Below are 16,452 nucleotides of genomic sequence, written 5' to 3'. Positions count from 1 at the left end.
GCCGGGGGAATGGATGAGCAGGATCAGATGGGCCGCCATGCTGGCGGTGGTGTGTGCGGCACTTCCGGCGCAGGCCGGGACGGTGGATCTGGACCGCCATCTGCGGCAGCAGAGTTTCGAGGACATCCAGATATCGCCGGGAGGCGAGTACATCGCCGCGACGATACCGCTGGAAGATGCAACCGCGGTAGCGATCCTGCGTCTGCCGGACATGCAGATGGTGGGCAATTTCAAACCGCCCAGGAACAACCACGCCCATACGGTCAACTGGGTCAGCAACGAGCGCATCGTGGTCGGCCTGGCCCAGAAGCTCGGCGCGCGCGATGCGCCGCAGCCCACCGGCGAGCTGTTCGGCATCAATGCCGATGGCAAGCGCGCCGAGCTGCTCGTCGGCTACCGGGTGCAGGAAGGTCAGGGTACCTATATCAAGGTCAAGAAAGCGGGCGATGTGGCCGCCTACATGGCCGACGACCTGCCCGACGACGACCGGTATGCGCTGATCGAGGTGTGGCCCTTCAGCGACGATCCCTATCCGCAGGTCGAACGCATGGACGTGCTCAGCGGCCGGCGCACGATGGTGGTGCGGTCGCCGGTGCAGCGCGGCAGCTTCACCACCGACAACCAGGGCGAGGTGCGCTTTGCACTGGGCGCGGCGAACGACCGCGTCAACAAGCTGTACTACCGCGCGCCTGGCGGCGAGTGGTCGCTGGTCAACAGCCAGAGCGTGAGCGGGCGCACCGAGGTACCGCTGGGCTTCTCGGCCGATGGCCGTCTGGCCTACCTGCAGGTCGAACAGGCCAGCGGGCCGGATGCGATCGTCAGCTGGGACCCGGAGACCAACGAGCGCCGGACGCTGTTGCGCGATGCGGTCGTGGACCCGCATCGGATCATCCGCCAGCCCGGCACCCGCATCCCGGTTGGTGCGCTGTACCTGGGCGATACGCCCCGTACCGCGTTCTTCGATGATGCCTCGGCCACGGCGCGGCAGTACCGCAGCCTGGAAGCCGCGCTGGGTGGGCCGGTCTACATCACCTCCAGCACCCGCGATGGCAGCAAGCTGCTGCTGGAAACCTGGTCCGGGCGCAATCCCGGCGACTTCTTCCTGTTCGATACCGCCCGCAAGAACGCCGCGCACCTGGCCAGCCGCAGCCACTGGATCGACGCGACCAAGAGTGCCGAGGTACGGCCGGTTGCCTTCAAGGCCCGCGACGGTCTGCCGCTGCATGGGTTCCTCACGCTGCCGTACGGCAGCGACGGGCGCAACCTGCCGATGGTGGTGGTGCCGCACGGCGGGCCGATCGGCGTGTTCGACCGCGGTGATTACGACATCGAGTCGCAACTGCTGGCTGCCGCCGGTTATGCCGTCATGCAGATCAACTTCCGCGGCTCGTCCAACTATGGGCGCGCACATACCGAGGCCGGCCGCCTGCAGTGGGGCATGGCGATGCAGGACGATGTCACCGATGCCACGCGCTGGGCGATCGCGCAGGGCGTGGCCGACAAGGCGCGCATCTGCATCTACGGCGCCAGCTATGGCGGCTACGCGGCGATGATGGGGGCGGTGCGCGAGCCCGGCCTGTACCAGTGCGCGGCCGGGTATGTAGGCGTGTATGACCTGCCGCTGATGTACGCGCGCGGCGATGTGCAGAAGACCGCATTCGGCCTGACTTACCTGCGCGAGTGGATGGGCCGTCCGAAGGACCTGGCCGACCGCTCGCCGGTCAACCTGGCCGAGAGCATCAAGGTGCCGGTGTTCCTGGCTGCCGGCGGCAAGGACGAGCGCGCGCCGATCGAGCATACCAAGCGCATGGAAGCCGCCCTCAAGAAGGCCGGCGTACCGGTGGAATCGCTGTACTACCCCACCGAAGGGCACGGGTTCTACACCGAGGAACACCGCACCGTGTACTACACCCGGTTGCTGGCGTTCCTGTCGCGCAGCCTCGGCGGTGCCACGGCCACCACTACACCTGCCGGCAAGGGCAAGGCGCCCTGACCGCGCCGCGTGCGGTGGCGGCATCGCCCGCCGCCGCGCCACACCGGGGCCTGCCTGGCCCGGAACATCGTTATCTGCCGGACACGCCGTCCGGCAGCCAAGGGGGAAGGATGCGCACGTTGACTCTGGCGGCACTGGCCGTCTGCATGACCCTGGCCGGGCAGGCCGCCGCGGTGGATCTGGATCACTACCTCCGCCGGGACAAATTCACCAGCATCAAGATTTCGCCATCGGGCGACTACTTCGCCGCCACCGTGCCGATGGAGGACCGTACCGCGCTGGCGATCATGCACCGCGTGGAAGGTCGCCTGACCGGCTCGTTCGTGCCGCCGCGCGACAACCATGCGTCCGACTTCCACTGGGCCAGCGATGACCGTGTGGTGATCGGCCTGGCCGAGAAGTTCGGCTCGCATGATGCGCCGCGCCCCACCGGTGAGCTGTTCGCCATGAACGCCAACGGCGGCCGGGGCGAGCTGCTGATCGGCTACCGCGCGACCGCGCGGCAGGGATCGCGCATCCAGCCGAAGAAGGGCGACGCGGTGGCTGCGTTCCTGGCCGACGACCTGCCCAATGATCCGCGCGGCGTGCTGGTCACCACGTGGCCGTTCTCCGCCGATCCCTTCACCCGCGCCGAGCGCCTGGACGTGGTCACCGGTCATCGCCAGGTGGCCGCGCGCGCACCGGTCCAGCGCGCGCGCTTTGCGACCGACCCGCAGGGCGAGGTGCGTTTTGCCTATGGGGCCGGCGGCGACAACATCAACAAGCTGTACTACCGCGCGGCGGCCGGCAACGACTGGACGCTGGTCAACGATGAGAACGTCAGTGGGCACATCGAACGGCCGGTCGGCTTCTCCTCCGATGGCACGCTGGCCTACCTGATCGTGGAGCAGCCGCGCGGGCCGGCGGCATTCGTCTCGTGGAACCCGGCCACCGGCGAACGCCTGCCCGTGCTCTCCGATCCCGTCGTGGACCCGGCACGGGTGATCTACCGGCAGGGCACCTCGATCCCGGTCGGTGCGCTGTTCATGGGCGATACCCCGCGGACGCGCTTCTTCGACGAGAAATCCGCCGACGCACGCATGCATCGCAGCCTGGAAGCGGCCTTCGGCGGCGAGGCGGTGTATGTCACCTCGTCCACCCGCGACGGCAAGCGCCTGCTGCTGGAAGTCTGGTCCGGCCGCAACCCCGGCGACTTCTTCCTGTTCGACACTGTGGCCAAACATGCCGAACACCTGCTGAGCCGCAGCGACTGGATCGATCCGGAGGCGGCGGCGGTGGTGCGCCCGATCGCGCTGAAGGCACGCGACGGTCTGCCGCTGCACGGCTACGTGACCGTGCCCAAGGGCAGCGAAGGCAAGCGCCTGCCGATGGTGGTGGTGCCGCACGGCGGTCCGTTCGATGTCTATGACGATGGCCGCTACGACAGCGAGAACCAGCTGCTGGCCGCCGCCGGTTATGCGGTGCTGCAGGTCAATTTCCGTGGCTCGGGCAACTACGGCCGTGCCCACGAGCAGGCCGGCGCGCGCCAGTGGGGCGGCACGATGCAGGACGACGTGACCGACGCCACCCGCTGGGCGGTGGAACAGGGCATCGCCGACGGCTCGAAGATCTGCATCTACGGTGCCAGCTACGGCGGCTACGCCGCGCTGATGGGCGTGGCCAGGGAACCGGCGCTGTACCGTTGCGCGGCGGGCTATGTGGGCGTCTACGATCTGCCGATGATGCATACCACCGGCGACATCCAGGGGCGGCGCTCGGGCGAAACCTATCTGAAGGAATGGATCGGCGAGCGGAGCGAGCTCGCGGCGGTGTCGCCGGTCAATCTGGCCGACCGCATCAAGGTGCCGGTGTTCCTGGCGGCCGGGGGCCAGGACGAACGCGCCCCCATCCAGCACACCAGGCGCATGGAAGCGGCGTTGCAGAAGGCCGGTGTTCCGGTGGAGTCGTTGTACTACCCCACCGAAGGCCACGGCTTCTACACCGACGACCACCGGCGCGAGTACTACACCAGGCTGCTCGCCTTCCTGTCGCGCAGCCTGGGCGGCGCGACCGCCACGGCACCGGCGGCACCGGCCCAGCCCTGAGCCGGCACGGCGGACGATGGCGCCTGCGCGCCATCGTCCGGCGGGATCAGAACACGTAGTTGAGGTGCATCTGCGCCTGGGTGTCCGGAGTGCCCAGCAGGCGTTGCGCCAGCACCGCCCCGCCCAGCGCCAGGCGCTGGCGACGGTAATCCGCGCCGATCATCACCCGGTAGTCCACGCCCGACGTGCGGCCCGGCAGCTCGAATGCGTGGCCCGCCGCCCCGTGCAGATACGCCAGGCGACCGCGGGCATGCTCCTTGACGGAGCCGATCAATGCCGCGTCGCCACGCACTGTCCACGCCGACCCGACCCGCGCCTGCGCGCCCGTGCCGGCTTCCCACTGCACGCCACGGCGCGTGCCCGCGCCCACCGAGAGCCCGAATGCGTCGGCGCCATGTTCGTGGAAGGCGGCCTCGCGGGTGTGGAACGCGGTGACGCCCAGCCGCGGTTGCCAGTGCACGGTGGCGGCCACCACATCGCGGCTCAGCATGCTGCCGATGCGGGTGCGCGAGAGCGCGCGCCGGCTGTGCGCCGTCGTGTGCGTAGCGCCCCACTGGAGCTGTCGTTGACCGTCCATCCGGTGCCACTCGTTGCCGAGGGTGTGCTGCACGCGGAACGCACCCAACGACTGGCCGATGCCCACGCCGGCGAAGCGCGACTGGCTGCGCGTCTGCCCGCCGTCGTGCGCGACATCCGTGCTGAGCAGGCCGGACATCATCTGCAGATGGCGGCCGCCCTGCATCGGTACCGCAAACTGCAGGCCGCTGCCCACGCCCTGCACGCCGTAGCGGGTGTCAGCGCCCGGACCGAACGCCAGCAGGTGGTGGCCGTCGGTCGGCGCGCTGCGTGCCAGGCTCGACCAGAACGCCTCGCCGTTGGCGGCCAGGCGCTGGCTCGCCGCCATCACCTGCCCACCGGACAGCTGGTGCAGCGCACGGTTGAACTCGGCGGTGTCGGCCACTTCCAGGCTGTGGAACAGCGCCGAGTTGCCATAACCAGCTTCCAGCGCGGCCGCCACGCCCTGGACCGATGCATCGGCCAGCGCGCGGTAGTCATTGCGTGTCATCACCACATCGACGTTGCCGCTGGCATCGCGCTCGGCCTGCGCGCGCCACACCACCGTCGCGCTGCGGATGTTGTCTTCACCGCTGTCGGCCCCGGTAAACACACCCGGCAGGTGGACCTGCGACGCGGCGGTACCGCGGGTGAAGCCGGTGTCCACCGCGACATCGGCCAAGTGACCGCCCTGATGCAGCGCCATGCGCCCGGCGCTGCCATCGGCGTTCGTGCCCACGGTGTAGCCGCTGATGCCGCGCGGTGCCTGCCAACCCAGGTCGGCACCGGGCCGATTGACCGCAGCGGTGGCGGCATCGGCGTTGATGCCGCTGCCTCTGCCATACACATTGACCTGGCCGTTGTTGATCAGCCGGCCGCTCCCGCCCCCCGCACTCTGGAAGGCATGCGAGTGGTCGGCGTGGATGTTGATCACGCCGCCACGGCGGTTGTTGAGCGTGGCCGAGCCATCCGAACGCATCGCCACCAGGTGCTGGCCGTTGGCCGCACCGGCGATACCGAGGTTGATCGTGCCGTCGTTGATCAGGGTGGCGCCGCGCGCGCCGGACATGGCCACGGCGTGATCACCGGTCACGGTGAGGGTACCCTGGTTGAGCAGCGTCGCCGATGCGCCTTCGGCATGCAGGGCCGCGTGGTTGCGGGCATGGCTGGTGATCTGTCCGCCCACCCGGTTGATGCCCGTGCTGGCGTGGGTATCGGCGAGCAGGGTGAGCACCCGGGCATCGGCATCGAGCACGATGCTGCCGTGGTTGTTGAACGCGTCGATGGTGTCGCGGTCATTGCCGACGCGCGCGGTGGTGGCGTGGATCAGGCTGCCCTGGTTCAGCGCGCCACTGGCGTGGAGGGTGCCGTGATTCTCGAACCCGGCGGCACCGCCCAGCACGAACCCGCCGCCGTCCACGACCAGCCTTGCGGGGCGCTGGCGCTCGCCGTTGTCGAAATCGCTGTCGCCCTGCAGCACCACCAGTGTGTCGCGCAGCTGCATGTCGCCGTGGTTGTCGATCTCCGCATCGCCATCCAGGGTGATGCGTGCCCCCTGTGCCGACAGGCGGCCGAAATTCTCCAGGCTGGCATCGGCCTGCAGATGCAGGCTGCCGCGCAGGTCGAGCTTGCCACGGTTGTCGAGGTCGCCATCGCGCTCGATCACCAGGCGCGCGGCCTCGCCGACGCGCAGCGTGCCGTGGTTGTGCAGATGACCGTTGCCGCGCACCGTGAGGCTGCCGGCATTCAGATCCAGGTGGCCGTCGTTGCGTGCGTTGCCGATGATGCGGGTGTCCACCGGCTGATTCCATACGGACTCACTGCCAGCCGCCACCAAGGTCTGGCGATCGCCGAACTGGCCGCCTTCCTGGCCGGGGACGGGACCGCCGCCGCCGTTCCCACCGCCATTGCCGCCGCCGTTGCTACCGCCGCCGCCGGCAGCGCCCGCCGCACCTGCTGCCACCGCGACAATGCCGCCGATCCACCACGCCGACAGGCCGCCTCGGTCGCTGCCCTGCGCCGTTTCGCAGTCGGTGTCGCCGACCGGATCGCACTGCGCCGCGGTTTCCGCGTGGGCAGGCAGTGCGGGCACGCCGCACAGGGTCAGGGCAATCATCGCGGCGAGCGGGTGGTGGAAGAGAACGGTACGGCGCATGGGCAGCTCCAGTCGTAGGTGCAGGACGAGGAAAAACGGAGCGGGTGCCGGTCGCGACACCGCTCCGACCGCGCGAGGGCGGTGAAGGAGCGTCATGGTCGTGACAACGCCGGAGGCTGTATTTGAAACAAATACGAAAAACCCAGAATGTGACCGGGTCGTATGGTGTTAGGAAACGTTTATGTGTTGCTGCTAAATCACAGCGCCTGAAACGCACAACGGCACCACATGGGTGCCGTTGTGCAGGTGCGTTGCGATGCCGCGCTACTTCACCCCGTGCATCATCCTTTTCAGCAGCGGTGAGCACAGCAGTGCCACCGCCGCACAGCCCAGGCCGATCCACATCAGCAGCCAGAACAGATGCTCGTAGCTGGCTGCGGCAGCGGCGATGTTCATCGTTTCGCCTTCGGGCACGTCGATCGCGGCGAGCTTGCCGAACAGCGCGGCCAGGGTTTCGGAGAACGCGGTGGCCAGGAACCAGGTGCCCATCATCAGGCTGACCACGCGCGGCGCGGCCAGCTGGGTGACCGCCGACAGGCCAACCGGCGACAGGCACATTTCGCCGATCTCCAGGATCAGATAGGCCAGTACCAGCCACCACACGCTGGCCATCTGGCCGGTGGCACCAACGTGCTGCGCGGCCAGTGCCAGCGGCACGAACGAGAGCGCGGCGAAGACCAGGCCGAACGAGGATTTGACCGGCTTGGACGGGTCCATGCGGCGACGGTCCAGCCACGCCCAGAGCATCGCGAACAACGGCGCCAGCACCACCAGGAACAGGCCGCCGAGATAGGTCAGCGAGCCGGCGGTCTGCGGAATCACCAGGCAGTCGCGGACCAGCATCACCAGCATCAGCGCGACGATGGCGATGAACAGGGTGCGCGGCGCGGCCGAGGCCGGGTTGCGTTCGGACAGACGCGCGGCCACCACGAAGCCCAGCGGCGCCAGCAGCAGCGAGGCGATCGACCACGGCAGCGGGGTGCCGCCCTGGATCACCAGCGCGGGCACCAGGTCCTTGGTCAGCAGGCGGTCGGTAAAGGTCACCCACGAGCCGTAGGTCTGCTCGTACAGGGTGAAGAACACCAGGGCCATGAAGATCAGCGCCATCAACGCGATCATCTGCTGGCGCTGCACCGGCGTGCAGCGGGTGCCGGTGAACCAGGCGAACCACACCAGCACGCCGCCCAGCACGACGATCATCAGCATCAACGCGAGGCTGATTTCGCCGCCCAGCGCGAAGGCGCCATTGGCGGCGGCCCACATCAGCGCGGCCACCGGGATCACCCCGAGCACCGCGACCGCGTAGATCAGCCATTCGCGGCGGATGCCGAGCACGCGGTGGCGCAGGGCCGGTGCGTCGGACGGTTCGGCATGGCCCTGCAGGTACTTCTGGCCCCACAGGAACATGACCAGACCGATCACCATGCCGATGCCGGCGGCGCCGAAGCCGTACTTCCAGCCGTAGGCTTCGCCGAGAAATCCACACACCAGCGAGGCGAACAATGCACCGAGGTTGATGCCGGCATAGAACAGCGAGAAGCCCGAGTCGCGGCGCGGGTCGTTCTCGGGATAGAGCTTGCCGACGATGGTGGAGATGTTGGGCTTGAGGAAGCCCACGCCCATGATGATCAGCGCCAGCGACAGGTAAGTGATGCCCAGCGCCGCCTCGTCGCGCACGATCTGGCCGTCGATGCGGGTGGCGGCGTGACCTTCGAAGGCCATGCCCAGGTGGCCGAGCACGAGCAGCACGCCGCCGAACACCACCGCCTTGCGCATGCCCAGCCAGCGGTCGGCGAGCAGGCCGCCGAACACCGGGATGCAATACACCAGACCCCCGTACGCACCGAGCAGGTCGAGCCCGGCCTTGTCGCCGAACAGGTGGTACTTGGTGAGGTACAGCAGCAGCAGCGCCTTCATGCCGTAGAACGAGAACCGCTCCCACATCTCGGTGAAGAAGCAGACGTACACCCCTTTGGGGTGACCGAGGAAGTCGTCGGAGGCGGGCAGGGCAATGGCGGTCATGGGCGGGCAGGCAACAGACAGGCCGCGATTATGACCCGTGCGCCGGACAGGTGCTGGCACCCATCCGGGCGGTTCCGGATCGCCCCCGATAGGGCGGCGGCACGTCCCTCATACGCCGGCGTTCAGAGATACCGCAACCAGGCCACATCGCGCCGCCGTGCCTTCAACCGCGCGAACGCCCGGGTCGGCCAGTACAGGGCGAGGACCAGCACGGCGGTCAGGACCCACAGGGTGGCCACATGGTCCACCCCGACGTATGCCCCGTGGGTCGGCCCCCGGTACGCCTCGGCAAGCACGTACAGCAGCTTCAGCACGCAGGTGCAGCAGGTAGAAGAACATCGGCGCGGCACCGATATCGGCCAGCGGTGCCAGCACACGCGCGACGGCCGGCCGCTCGTACAGGCGCAGCAGCAACAGCCCCACACCCAGGGTCAGCAGCAGGAACAGCAGCGAAGGCGGGTACTTGGTGACGTTGAACATGCTCATCAGCGTCGCACCGGCGGTGCCCAGCGTCTGCCACGGACTGTCGCCGTAGACGTTGACCGCGCGCAGCAGCACGAAGCCGAGCAGGGCGCCGCCGCCGGCCAGCACCAGCCGCTGCTGGCGTTGTGCGGCATCGCCGCCGCGCGCGAACCACGGCCCGATCGCGTAGCCCAGGGCGATCACGCCGATCCACGGCAGCACCGGGTAGGAGGTGCGCAGGCGCAGGTGGTCACCCAGCGCGATCCAGTCGCGCTGGTGCAGCACCTTCCACAGGATCGCCAGCGGCCCGTCGCCCGTCACCCGCACACCGTCCAGCAGGTTGTGCCCGGCGATCAGCACCAGTGCCAGTGCCGCCAGCGCGCCACGCGGCAGCCACAGCAGCCCGGCCAGGACGATCATGCTCAGGCCGATCGCCCAGATCACCTGCAGGTAGATCACGCTGGGCGGGAACTGCAGGGTCCAGGCGAAGTTGACCACCAGCAGCTCCAGCGCCACCAGGAACAGGCCCCGCTTGAGCAGGAACGCGCTGGTGGCGCGCCGGCCATCGGCCTTCGTGCTGCCATACAGCCAGGCCGACAGCCCGGTGAGCAGCACGAACACGGGGGCGCACAGGTGGGCGAGCAGGCGGCTGACGAACAGCGCCGGCTCGGTCTGGTCCACCACCATCGGGTCCGGGACCTGATGGTGCAGGTAGAACGTTTCGCGGACATGGTCCAGCAGCATCAGCACGATCACCGTGCCACGCAGCTGGTCGATGGAGGTCAGGCGGGAGGCGAGGGGAGTGGTCACGGCAACGCCAGGATGTGGCGCGATAGGATATAACATAACTAATTGGCGCGCCCAGGTGACCGGGCGACCAGGCCTTGCCGATCCGGGCGGCATGGCGGCGGCGTTGCCGCCCCAACGTCGTGACCACCGTGAGTCACGCGCGCTGCAGCACGTTTCACACTGGACTTGCCCGGACATGAACGCTAGCGTGGACCAGATTTTTTGCCAGCAGGGGCTTACATGAACAACGACGCTGCGCCCAAACAGCTCACTTTCCGCGCGGTGGTGCTTGCCATCGTGCTGGCGGTGATCCTGTCGGCGGCCAACGCCTACCTGGGTCTGTTCGCAGGCCTGACCATCGCCACCGCGATTCCCGCGGCCGTCATCTCGATGGGCGTGCTGCGCCTGCTCGGCGGCGGCACCATCCTTGAGAACAACATCGTCCAGACCGGCGCCTCCGCCGGCTCGTCGATCGCCGCCGGTGTGATCTTCACCATCCCCGCGCTGGTGATCATGGGCTACTGGCCGGACTTCAAGTACTGGTGGGTGCTGGGCATCGCCGGTCTGGGCGGCCTGCTGGGCGTGCTGTTCTCGGTGCCGCTGCGCCGGTCGATGATCGTCGAAGATCCACTGCCCTTCCCGGAAGGCAAGGCGGCCGCCGAAGTGCTCAAGGCCGGTGAGAACCCGGGCCCGGGCCTGAAGATCCTGGCGGTGTCGGCCGTGATCGGCGCCTTCGTGAAGCTGGCGGCCGAAAGTGGCCTGCGCCTGATCCCGGATGCCTGGGCCACCTCGGCCTACGTGGGCAGCTCGAAGATCACCGCCTTCATCGGCACCAACCTGTCCCCGGCGCTGCTCGGCGTGGGGTACATCGTCGGCCTGAATGTCGGCATCGTGGTGGTGTCCGGCTCGATCCTGACCTGGCACATCGCCATTCCGCTGTACCAGGCGTTCTTCATGAACACCGATCCGGCACTGGCGGCATCGATCGCCACGGCCAGCTCGACCGAGGCGGCATTCGCCATCTGGGGCGCGAAAATGCGTTACCTGGGCGTGGGCGCCATGCTGATCGGCGGCGTCTGGACCCTGATCTCGCTGCGCAAGTCGCTGCTCAACGGCGTCAAGAGCGGCTTTGCCGCCGCGCGCAAGAGCGGCGGACCGGCGCTGGCACACACCGAGCGCGACCTGCCGATGAAGTGGATGCTGGTGGCCCTGGTGGTGTTCACCCTGCCGCTGCTGGCGCTGTACCAGGCCATCGTGGGCCAGTGGCACGTGTCGATCCCGATGACCCTGATCATGATCGCTGCGGGCTTCCTGTTCGTGTCGGTCTCGGCCTACCTGGCCGGCCTGATCGGTTCGTCCAACAACCCGGTCTCGGGCATCACCATTTCCACCATCCTGTTCGCCTCGGCGGTGCTGGTGGTGCTGCTGGGGGCCGACGGCCTCAAGCCGGTCGGCGTTGGCGGGGCCCCGCTGGGTGCCGTGGCCGCGATCATGATCGGCGCGGTGGTGTGCTGTGCGGCGGCGGTCGGCGGTGACAACCTGCAGGATCTCAAGGCCGGTTACATCGTCGGCGCCACGCCGTGGAAGCAGCAGCTGATGCTGGGCATCGGTGCGTTCTCCTGCGCCCTGATCATGGCCCCGGTGCTGAACCTGCTGGCCACCGCATACGGCATCGGCGTCAAGTCCGAGCTGCACCCCAATGCACTGGCGGCGCCGCAGGCGAACCTGATGGCCTCGGTGGCCAAGGGCCTGTTCGGTGGCGAGCTGCCGTGGACCTTCATCGGCATCGGCGCCGTGGTCGGCGCGGCGATCATCGCCTTCGACAGCTGGCTGAAGTCGCGCAACGCCCGCTTCCGCGTGCCGGTGCTGGCGGCGGCGATCGGTATCTACCTGCCGCTGGAGCTGATGGTGCCGATCTTCCTGGGCGGCCTGATCGCCTATCTGGTGGAACGCTTCCACAAGGTGCGCGCCGACGACGAAGAAGGCCGCGACCGCGTGCACAAGCCGGGCGTGCTGTTCGCCGCCGGCCTGATCACCGGTGAGGCCCTGATGGGCATCGCCATCGCGGTCCCGATCGTGCTGAGCAGCCGTGCCGACGTGCTGGCCCTGCCGTTCCACCTGCCGGGCGCCCAATGGATCGGCCTGGTCGTGCTGTTCCTGGTCGGCTGGTTGATCTACCGCACCGGCAAGCGCGCCGTCGGCAACGTGTAAGCCGCCGCAGGGAGCCGGGCAGGGCCCGGCTCCACCGCCAGGGGGCGCGCGCAACGCGTGCCCCCACGGGGTTTGCCGGATCTGGCCAAGCCCATGACCTGTGGCCTTTGCTTCGGACCGGGTGCCGCCCTACCATCGGCGTTTTGCCGTCCCGCGGAGACCCCGATGAAACTTCGTTACGCCCTGCTGCCGTTGTGCCTGCTGACCGCGATGCCGTCGCTGGCGGCCACGCGCGGCCTGGATGTGCGCGACATGATCGCGCTGGATCGGGTTTCGGCCCCGCTGCTGACCGCCGACGGCGGCAAGGTGGTGTTCGCCAAGCGCGTGGTCGGGACGGACAGCAAGGCCAGCACCGGCCTGTACATCCGCGATCTGCGCACCCGTGACGCCGCACCGCCGAAGCCGCTGACCCCGGCCGGCTGGAACGTCAACTCCGCCGCGCTGTCCGGTGACGGCCAGACCGTGTACTTCCTGAGCGCCAAGGGCGGCAGCCAGCAGCTGTATGCCATGCCGACCGCCGGCGGCACGCCGCGCCAGCTCACCGATTTCCCGGTCGATGTGGACAGCTACCACGTGTCCCCGCAGGGCGACCGCGTGGCCTTCAGCAGCGGCGTGTTCCAGGCCTGCGGCTCGGACCTGGCCTGCACCAGCAGGAAGCTGGACGCGCACAAGGCGCGCAAGAACACCGGCGAAGTCTTCGACAGCCTGTTCGTGCGCCATTGGGACACCTGGAACGATGGCCGCCGCAATACGCTGTTCGTGGCGCCGCTGCCGGCAGCCAAGGGCGCCGCAGTCAAGGGCGCCTCGGCGATCAGCGCCACGCTCGATGGCGATGCGCCGTCCAAGCCGTTCGGTGGCAATGACGACTTCACCTGGTCCCCGGACGGTACGTCCGTGGTCGCTGCGATCCGCGTGGCCGGCAAGCAGGAGCCGTGGTCGACCAACTTCGACCTGTACCGTCTCGATGCAGACGGCAAGCAGGCACCGGTGAACCTCACCGCCGCCAACCCGGCCTGGGATGCCGGTCCGGTGTTCAGCGAAGACGGCAAGACCCTGTACTACCGCGCGATGAAGCGCCCGGGCTTCGAAGCCGACCGCTTCGGCCTGATGGCGATGGACGTGGCCACCGGCAAGACCCGCGAGATCGCGCCGAAGTGGGACCGCTCGGCCGGCGAGATCGTCCTGTCCGGCGACGGCAAGGGCATCTACACCTCGGCCGACGACATGGGCGAACACCGCCTGTTCCTGGTCGATATCGACAGCGGCGAGGCGGCGGTGATCGCCGAAGGTGGCAGCATCGGGTCGCCGACCCGTGGCGGTACGACCTTGGCCTACACCCGCAACAGCCTCAAGAGCGGCGACCAGATCGTGGTGGCCGCCTTCGATGGTGCCAACGAGCGCGAGATCACCCCGAGCGCCGGCCAGATGCTGCCCGACGTGGCTTTTGGCGACTACGAGCAGTTCCAGTTCAAGGGCTGGAACAACGAGACCGTGCACGGTTACGTGGTCAAGCCGTACAACTACCAGGAAGGCAAGACCTACCCGGTGGCGTTTCTGATCCACGGCGGCCCGCAGGGCAGCTTCGGCAACGGCTGGAGCTACCGCTGGAACCCGCAGACCTACGCGGGCCAGGGCTACGCCGTGGTGATGATCGACTTCCACGGGTCCACCGGCTACGGCCAGGCCTTCACCGATGCGATCAGCCAGCACTGGGGCGACCGCCCGCTGGAAGACCTGCAGAAGGGCTGGGCGGCCGCGCAGAAGCAGTACCCGTTCCTCAACGGCGACAAGGCGTGCGCGCTGGGCGCCAGCTACGGCGGCTTCATGGTCAACTGGATTGCCGGCAACTGGAACGAGCCGTGGAAGTGCCTGGTCAACCATGACGGCGTGTTCGACCAGCGCATGATGGGCTACGCCACCGAGGAACTGTGGTTCACCGAGTGGGAGCAGGGCGGTACGCCGTACCAGAAGGCCGCGAACTACGAGAAGTTCAACCCGGTCAACCATGTTGCCGAGTGGAAGAAGCCGATCCTGGTGATCCACGGCCAGCTCGACTTCCGCATTCCGGTCGAACAGGGCCTGGCCGCGTTCACCGCTGCGCAGCGCCAGGGCATCGAGTCCAAATTCCTGTACTTCCCGGACGAAAACCACTGGGTGCTCAAGCCGCAGAACAGCGTGCAGTGGCACGACACCGTCAACGGCTGGTTGAAGCAGCACATCGGCCAGTAAGCCGGATTGCAGCGCCGCCCTCCGGGGCGGCGCTTTTCATTGGCGCCGGCGGCTGACCGGCACCCCCATCGACTCTGCAAGGTTGCCGGCCCCGGCCGGCACTACCAGGATGCTCTCATGCCCCTGATCCAGAACGACATCGTCGTCTTCGGCCTGATCGCCGCCACCCTCGGTGCCGTGTTCTGGACCGCCTCGCGACCGCGCGGGCTGTGGAAACACTTCTACGCCGTCGTGCCGGCTCTGCTGCTGTGCTATCTGATCCCCGGCATCTACAACACCGTCGGGCTGATCGACGGCCAGAACACGCGCCTGTACAACCCGATCGCCCGTGATGTCCTGCTGCCCGCCGCGCTGGTGCTGCTGACCCTGGCGGTGGACATCAAGGGCATTCTGCGGCTCGGCCCGAAACTCATCGCGATGTACCTGGGCGCGTCCTTCAGCATCATGCTCGGTGCAGTGGTGGCCTTTCTGGTGATGAAGTGGATGCATCCGTCCACCGTTGCCGGCGATACCTGGGCCGGCATGGCCGCGCTGGCCGGCAGCTGGATCGGTGGCGGCGCCAACATGCTGGCGATGCGCGAAGTGTTCGACGTCAACGCCACCACCTTCGGCCAGTTCGCCGTGGTCGACGTCGGCGTGGGCTACGTGTGGATGGCGGTGCTGATCTTCATGGCCGGCCATGCATCGAAGATCGACGCGGCCACCGGTGCCGATACCTCGGCGATCGATGCGCTGAAGGTGCGCATCGAGAAGTTCCAGGCCGAACACGAACGCGTGGCCAGCCTGACCGACCTGATGCTGATCATCGCGGTCGCCTTCGGCACCGTCGGCCTGTCGCATGCCATCGCCGGGCCGGTATCGGCCTGGTTCAAGGGCCACGTCAGCTGGGCCCCGCAGTTCAGCCTCGACGCGCCATTCGTCTGGGTCGTGGTCATCTCCACCACCTGCGGTCTGGCCCTGAGCTTCACCCGGGCTCGCAATCTCGAAGGCGCCGGTGCCTCCAAGCTCGGCTCGTTGCTGCTCTACTTCCTGATCGCGTGCATCGGCATGCAGATGGACCTGCTCGCGCTGCTGGAACGCCCGTGGCTGTTCCTGCTCGGCTTGATCTGGATCGCCGTGCACATCGTCCTGCTGTCGACGCTGGCGATGGTGCTGAAGGTGCCGTTCTTCTACTTTGCGATCGGTTCGCAATCCAACATCGGTGGCCCGGCCTCGGCACCGGTCGTGGCGAGCGCGTTCCATCCGTCGCTGGCCCCGGTCGGCGTGCTGCTCGGCACGATGGGCTACGCCACCGGCACCTATCTGGCCTACATCGTCGGCGTCACCCTGCGCTCGCTGGCAGGGCACTAGCCCCCGGCCCACACCCGGGTAGCGCCCGACCGCCGGTCGGGCGACGGCGCGCAGCGCCGGGGACTTGCACGCACACAGAGCGCGTGCCGGCCAACGGCCGGCACTACCGATGCTTTACGCAGGAAGAAGACCGCGTTCGATCAGCCACGCTTTCGCATCATCCGCATCCTGCTCGAACCACGCTCTGGTCGACCCCAGGCGATACGTATACCCCCACGCGTCCATGTCGGCCATCAGCCGATCGCTGCCCACGCCCGGCAGCTGCGCGGCCAGCACGATCTGCAGGTAACAGGTGGCGTCTTCCTCGGGGACCGAATCGGTCGCGTCCGTGTGGACCCGTGCGCGCCGCTCCGGCGGCAGCACGATCAGGTGGCAGGCCTCGTGCAGCATCGAATGCACCGGCGTGTCGTCGCGGACGTACACATCGCTGCCGATGATGCCCGCCTCCGGCTCGCCCCAGTAGCTGCCCGGGATCGGCGCACCCGCCTCGATCCGATGCAGGCGCAGCGCATGCGCCGCCAGCAGTGTGGCGGCATCCTCGAAATCAATATCGCCTACGCAGGTGACCTGCGGCTCGGCGTCGGTGGCGACGGTGGTCATGC

Annotated in this window: 8 protein-coding genes and 1 pseudogene; 5 read left to right on the top strand and 4 right to left on the bottom strand. The window is 68.2% G+C overall.

The window, feature by feature from the left end:
• Positions 1-13 precede the first annotated feature (13 nt).
• Together ACPEH1_RS07630 and ACPEH1_RS07625 are read left to right on the top strand one after the other, a co-directional pair.
• Entirely contained in the window at positions 14-1,993 is a 1,980-nt protein-coding gene (locus ACPEH1_RS07630) for an alpha/beta hydrolase family protein (protein ID WP_423715567.1), read from the top strand.
• Between the two features lie 110 nt (positions 1,994-2,103).
• Positions 2,104-4,077 carry an alpha/beta hydrolase family protein gene (locus ACPEH1_RS07625; protein WP_017355776.1) on the top strand — a complete coding sequence of 658 codons (1,974 nt, stop codon included), beginning with the start codon at positions 2,104-2,106 and terminating at the stop codon, positions 4,075-4,077.
• Positions 4,078-4,123: 46 nt separating this feature from the next.
• Here the strand turns inward: ACPEH1_RS07625 and ACPEH1_RS07620 are convergent, their stop codons facing one another.
• The 3 genes and pseudogenes from ACPEH1_RS07620 to ACPEH1_RS07610 form a co-directional block, all read right to left on the bottom strand.
• Positions 4,124-6,787 (bottom strand): hypothetical protein, encoded by a 2,664-nt coding sequence (locus ACPEH1_RS07620; protein WP_423715566.1) that lies wholly within the window; start codon positions 6,785-6,787, stop codon positions 4,124-4,126.
• A 264-nt stretch (positions 6,788-7,051) separates the two neighbouring features.
• A complete protein-coding gene (locus ACPEH1_RS07615) occupies positions 7,052-8,809 on the bottom strand; it encodes an oligopeptide:H+ symporter (RefSeq protein ID WP_017355900.1) in 1,758 nt (585 codons plus the stop codon).
• 122 nt (positions 8,810-8,931) lie between these two features.
• A pseudogene (locus ACPEH1_RS07610) lies at positions 8,932-10,117 on the bottom strand (DUF1624 domain-containing protein).
• A gap of 183 nt (positions 10,118-10,300) precedes the next feature.
• Between ACPEH1_RS07610 and ACPEH1_RS07605 the strand changes: the two are divergent.
• From ACPEH1_RS07605 to ACPEH1_RS07595, 3 genes are all read left to right on the top strand, one after another.
• Positions 10,301-12,271 (top strand): OPT family oligopeptide transporter, encoded by a 1,971-nt coding sequence (locus tag ACPEH1_RS07605; RefSeq protein WP_166472735.1) that lies wholly within the window; start codon positions 10,301-10,303, stop codon positions 12,269-12,271.
• 165 nt (positions 12,272-12,436) lie between these two features.
• A complete protein-coding gene (locus tag ACPEH1_RS07600; RefSeq protein WP_312710843.1) occupies positions 12,437-14,500 on the top strand; it encodes a S9 family peptidase in 2,064 nt (687 codons plus the stop codon).
• Between the two features lie 117 nt (positions 14,501-14,617).
• Positions 14,618-15,850, top strand: coding sequence for a DUF819 domain-containing protein (locus tag ACPEH1_RS07595; protein WP_017355896.1), 1,233 nt, complete (start codon positions 14,618-14,620; stop codon positions 15,848-15,850).
• A 114-nt stretch (positions 15,851-15,964) separates the two neighbouring features.
• Here the strand turns inward: ACPEH1_RS07595 and ACPEH1_RS07590 are convergent, their stop codons facing one another.
• Positions 15,965-16,450, bottom strand: coding sequence for a hypothetical protein (locus ACPEH1_RS07590; protein ID WP_423715564.1), 486 nt, complete (start codon positions 16,448-16,450; stop codon positions 15,965-15,967).
• Between the last annotated feature and the right edge of the window lie 2 nt (positions 16,451-16,452).

This window comes from Stenotrophomonas sp. NPDC077421, from assembly GCF_049545505.1.
Taxonomy (GTDB): domain Bacteria; phylum Pseudomonadota; class Gammaproteobacteria; order Xanthomonadales; family Xanthomonadaceae; genus Stenotrophomonas; species Stenotrophomonas nematodicola.
The sequence above is the reverse complement of the archived record's forward strand: the minus strand, read 5'-3'. Positions and strand labels throughout refer to the sequence as shown.

Excerpts from the sequence above, each read along its gene's own strand:
- ACPEH1_RS07630 (WP_423715567.1), top strand. The coding sequence starts at position 14 with ATGAGCAGGATCAGATGGGCCGCCATGCTGGCGGTGGTGTGTGCGGCA.
- ACPEH1_RS07625 (WP_017355776.1), top strand. The coding sequence starts at position 2,104 with ATGCGCACGTTGACTCTGGCGGCACTGGCCGTCTGCATGACCCTGGCC.
- ACPEH1_RS07620 (WP_423715566.1), bottom strand. The coding sequence starts at position 6,787 with ATGCGCCGTACCGTTCTCTTCCACCACCCGCTCGCCGCGATGATTGCC.
- ACPEH1_RS07615 (WP_017355900.1), bottom strand. The coding sequence starts at position 8,809 with ATGACCGCCATTGCCCTGCCCGCCTCCGACGACTTCCTCGGTCACCCC.
- ACPEH1_RS07605 (WP_166472735.1), top strand. The coding sequence starts at position 10,301 with ATGAACAACGACGCTGCGCCCAAACAGCTCACTTTCCGCGCGGTGGTG.
- ACPEH1_RS07600 (WP_312710843.1), top strand. The coding sequence starts at position 12,437 with ATGAAACTTCGTTACGCCCTGCTGCCGTTGTGCCTGCTGACCGCGATG.
- ACPEH1_RS07595 (WP_017355896.1), top strand. The coding sequence starts at position 14,618 with ATGCCCCTGATCCAGAACGACATCGTCGTCTTCGGCCTGATCGCCGCC.
- ACPEH1_RS07590 (WP_423715564.1), bottom strand. The coding sequence starts at position 16,450 with ATGACCACCGTCGCCACCGACGCCGAGCCGCAGGTCACCTGCGTAGGC.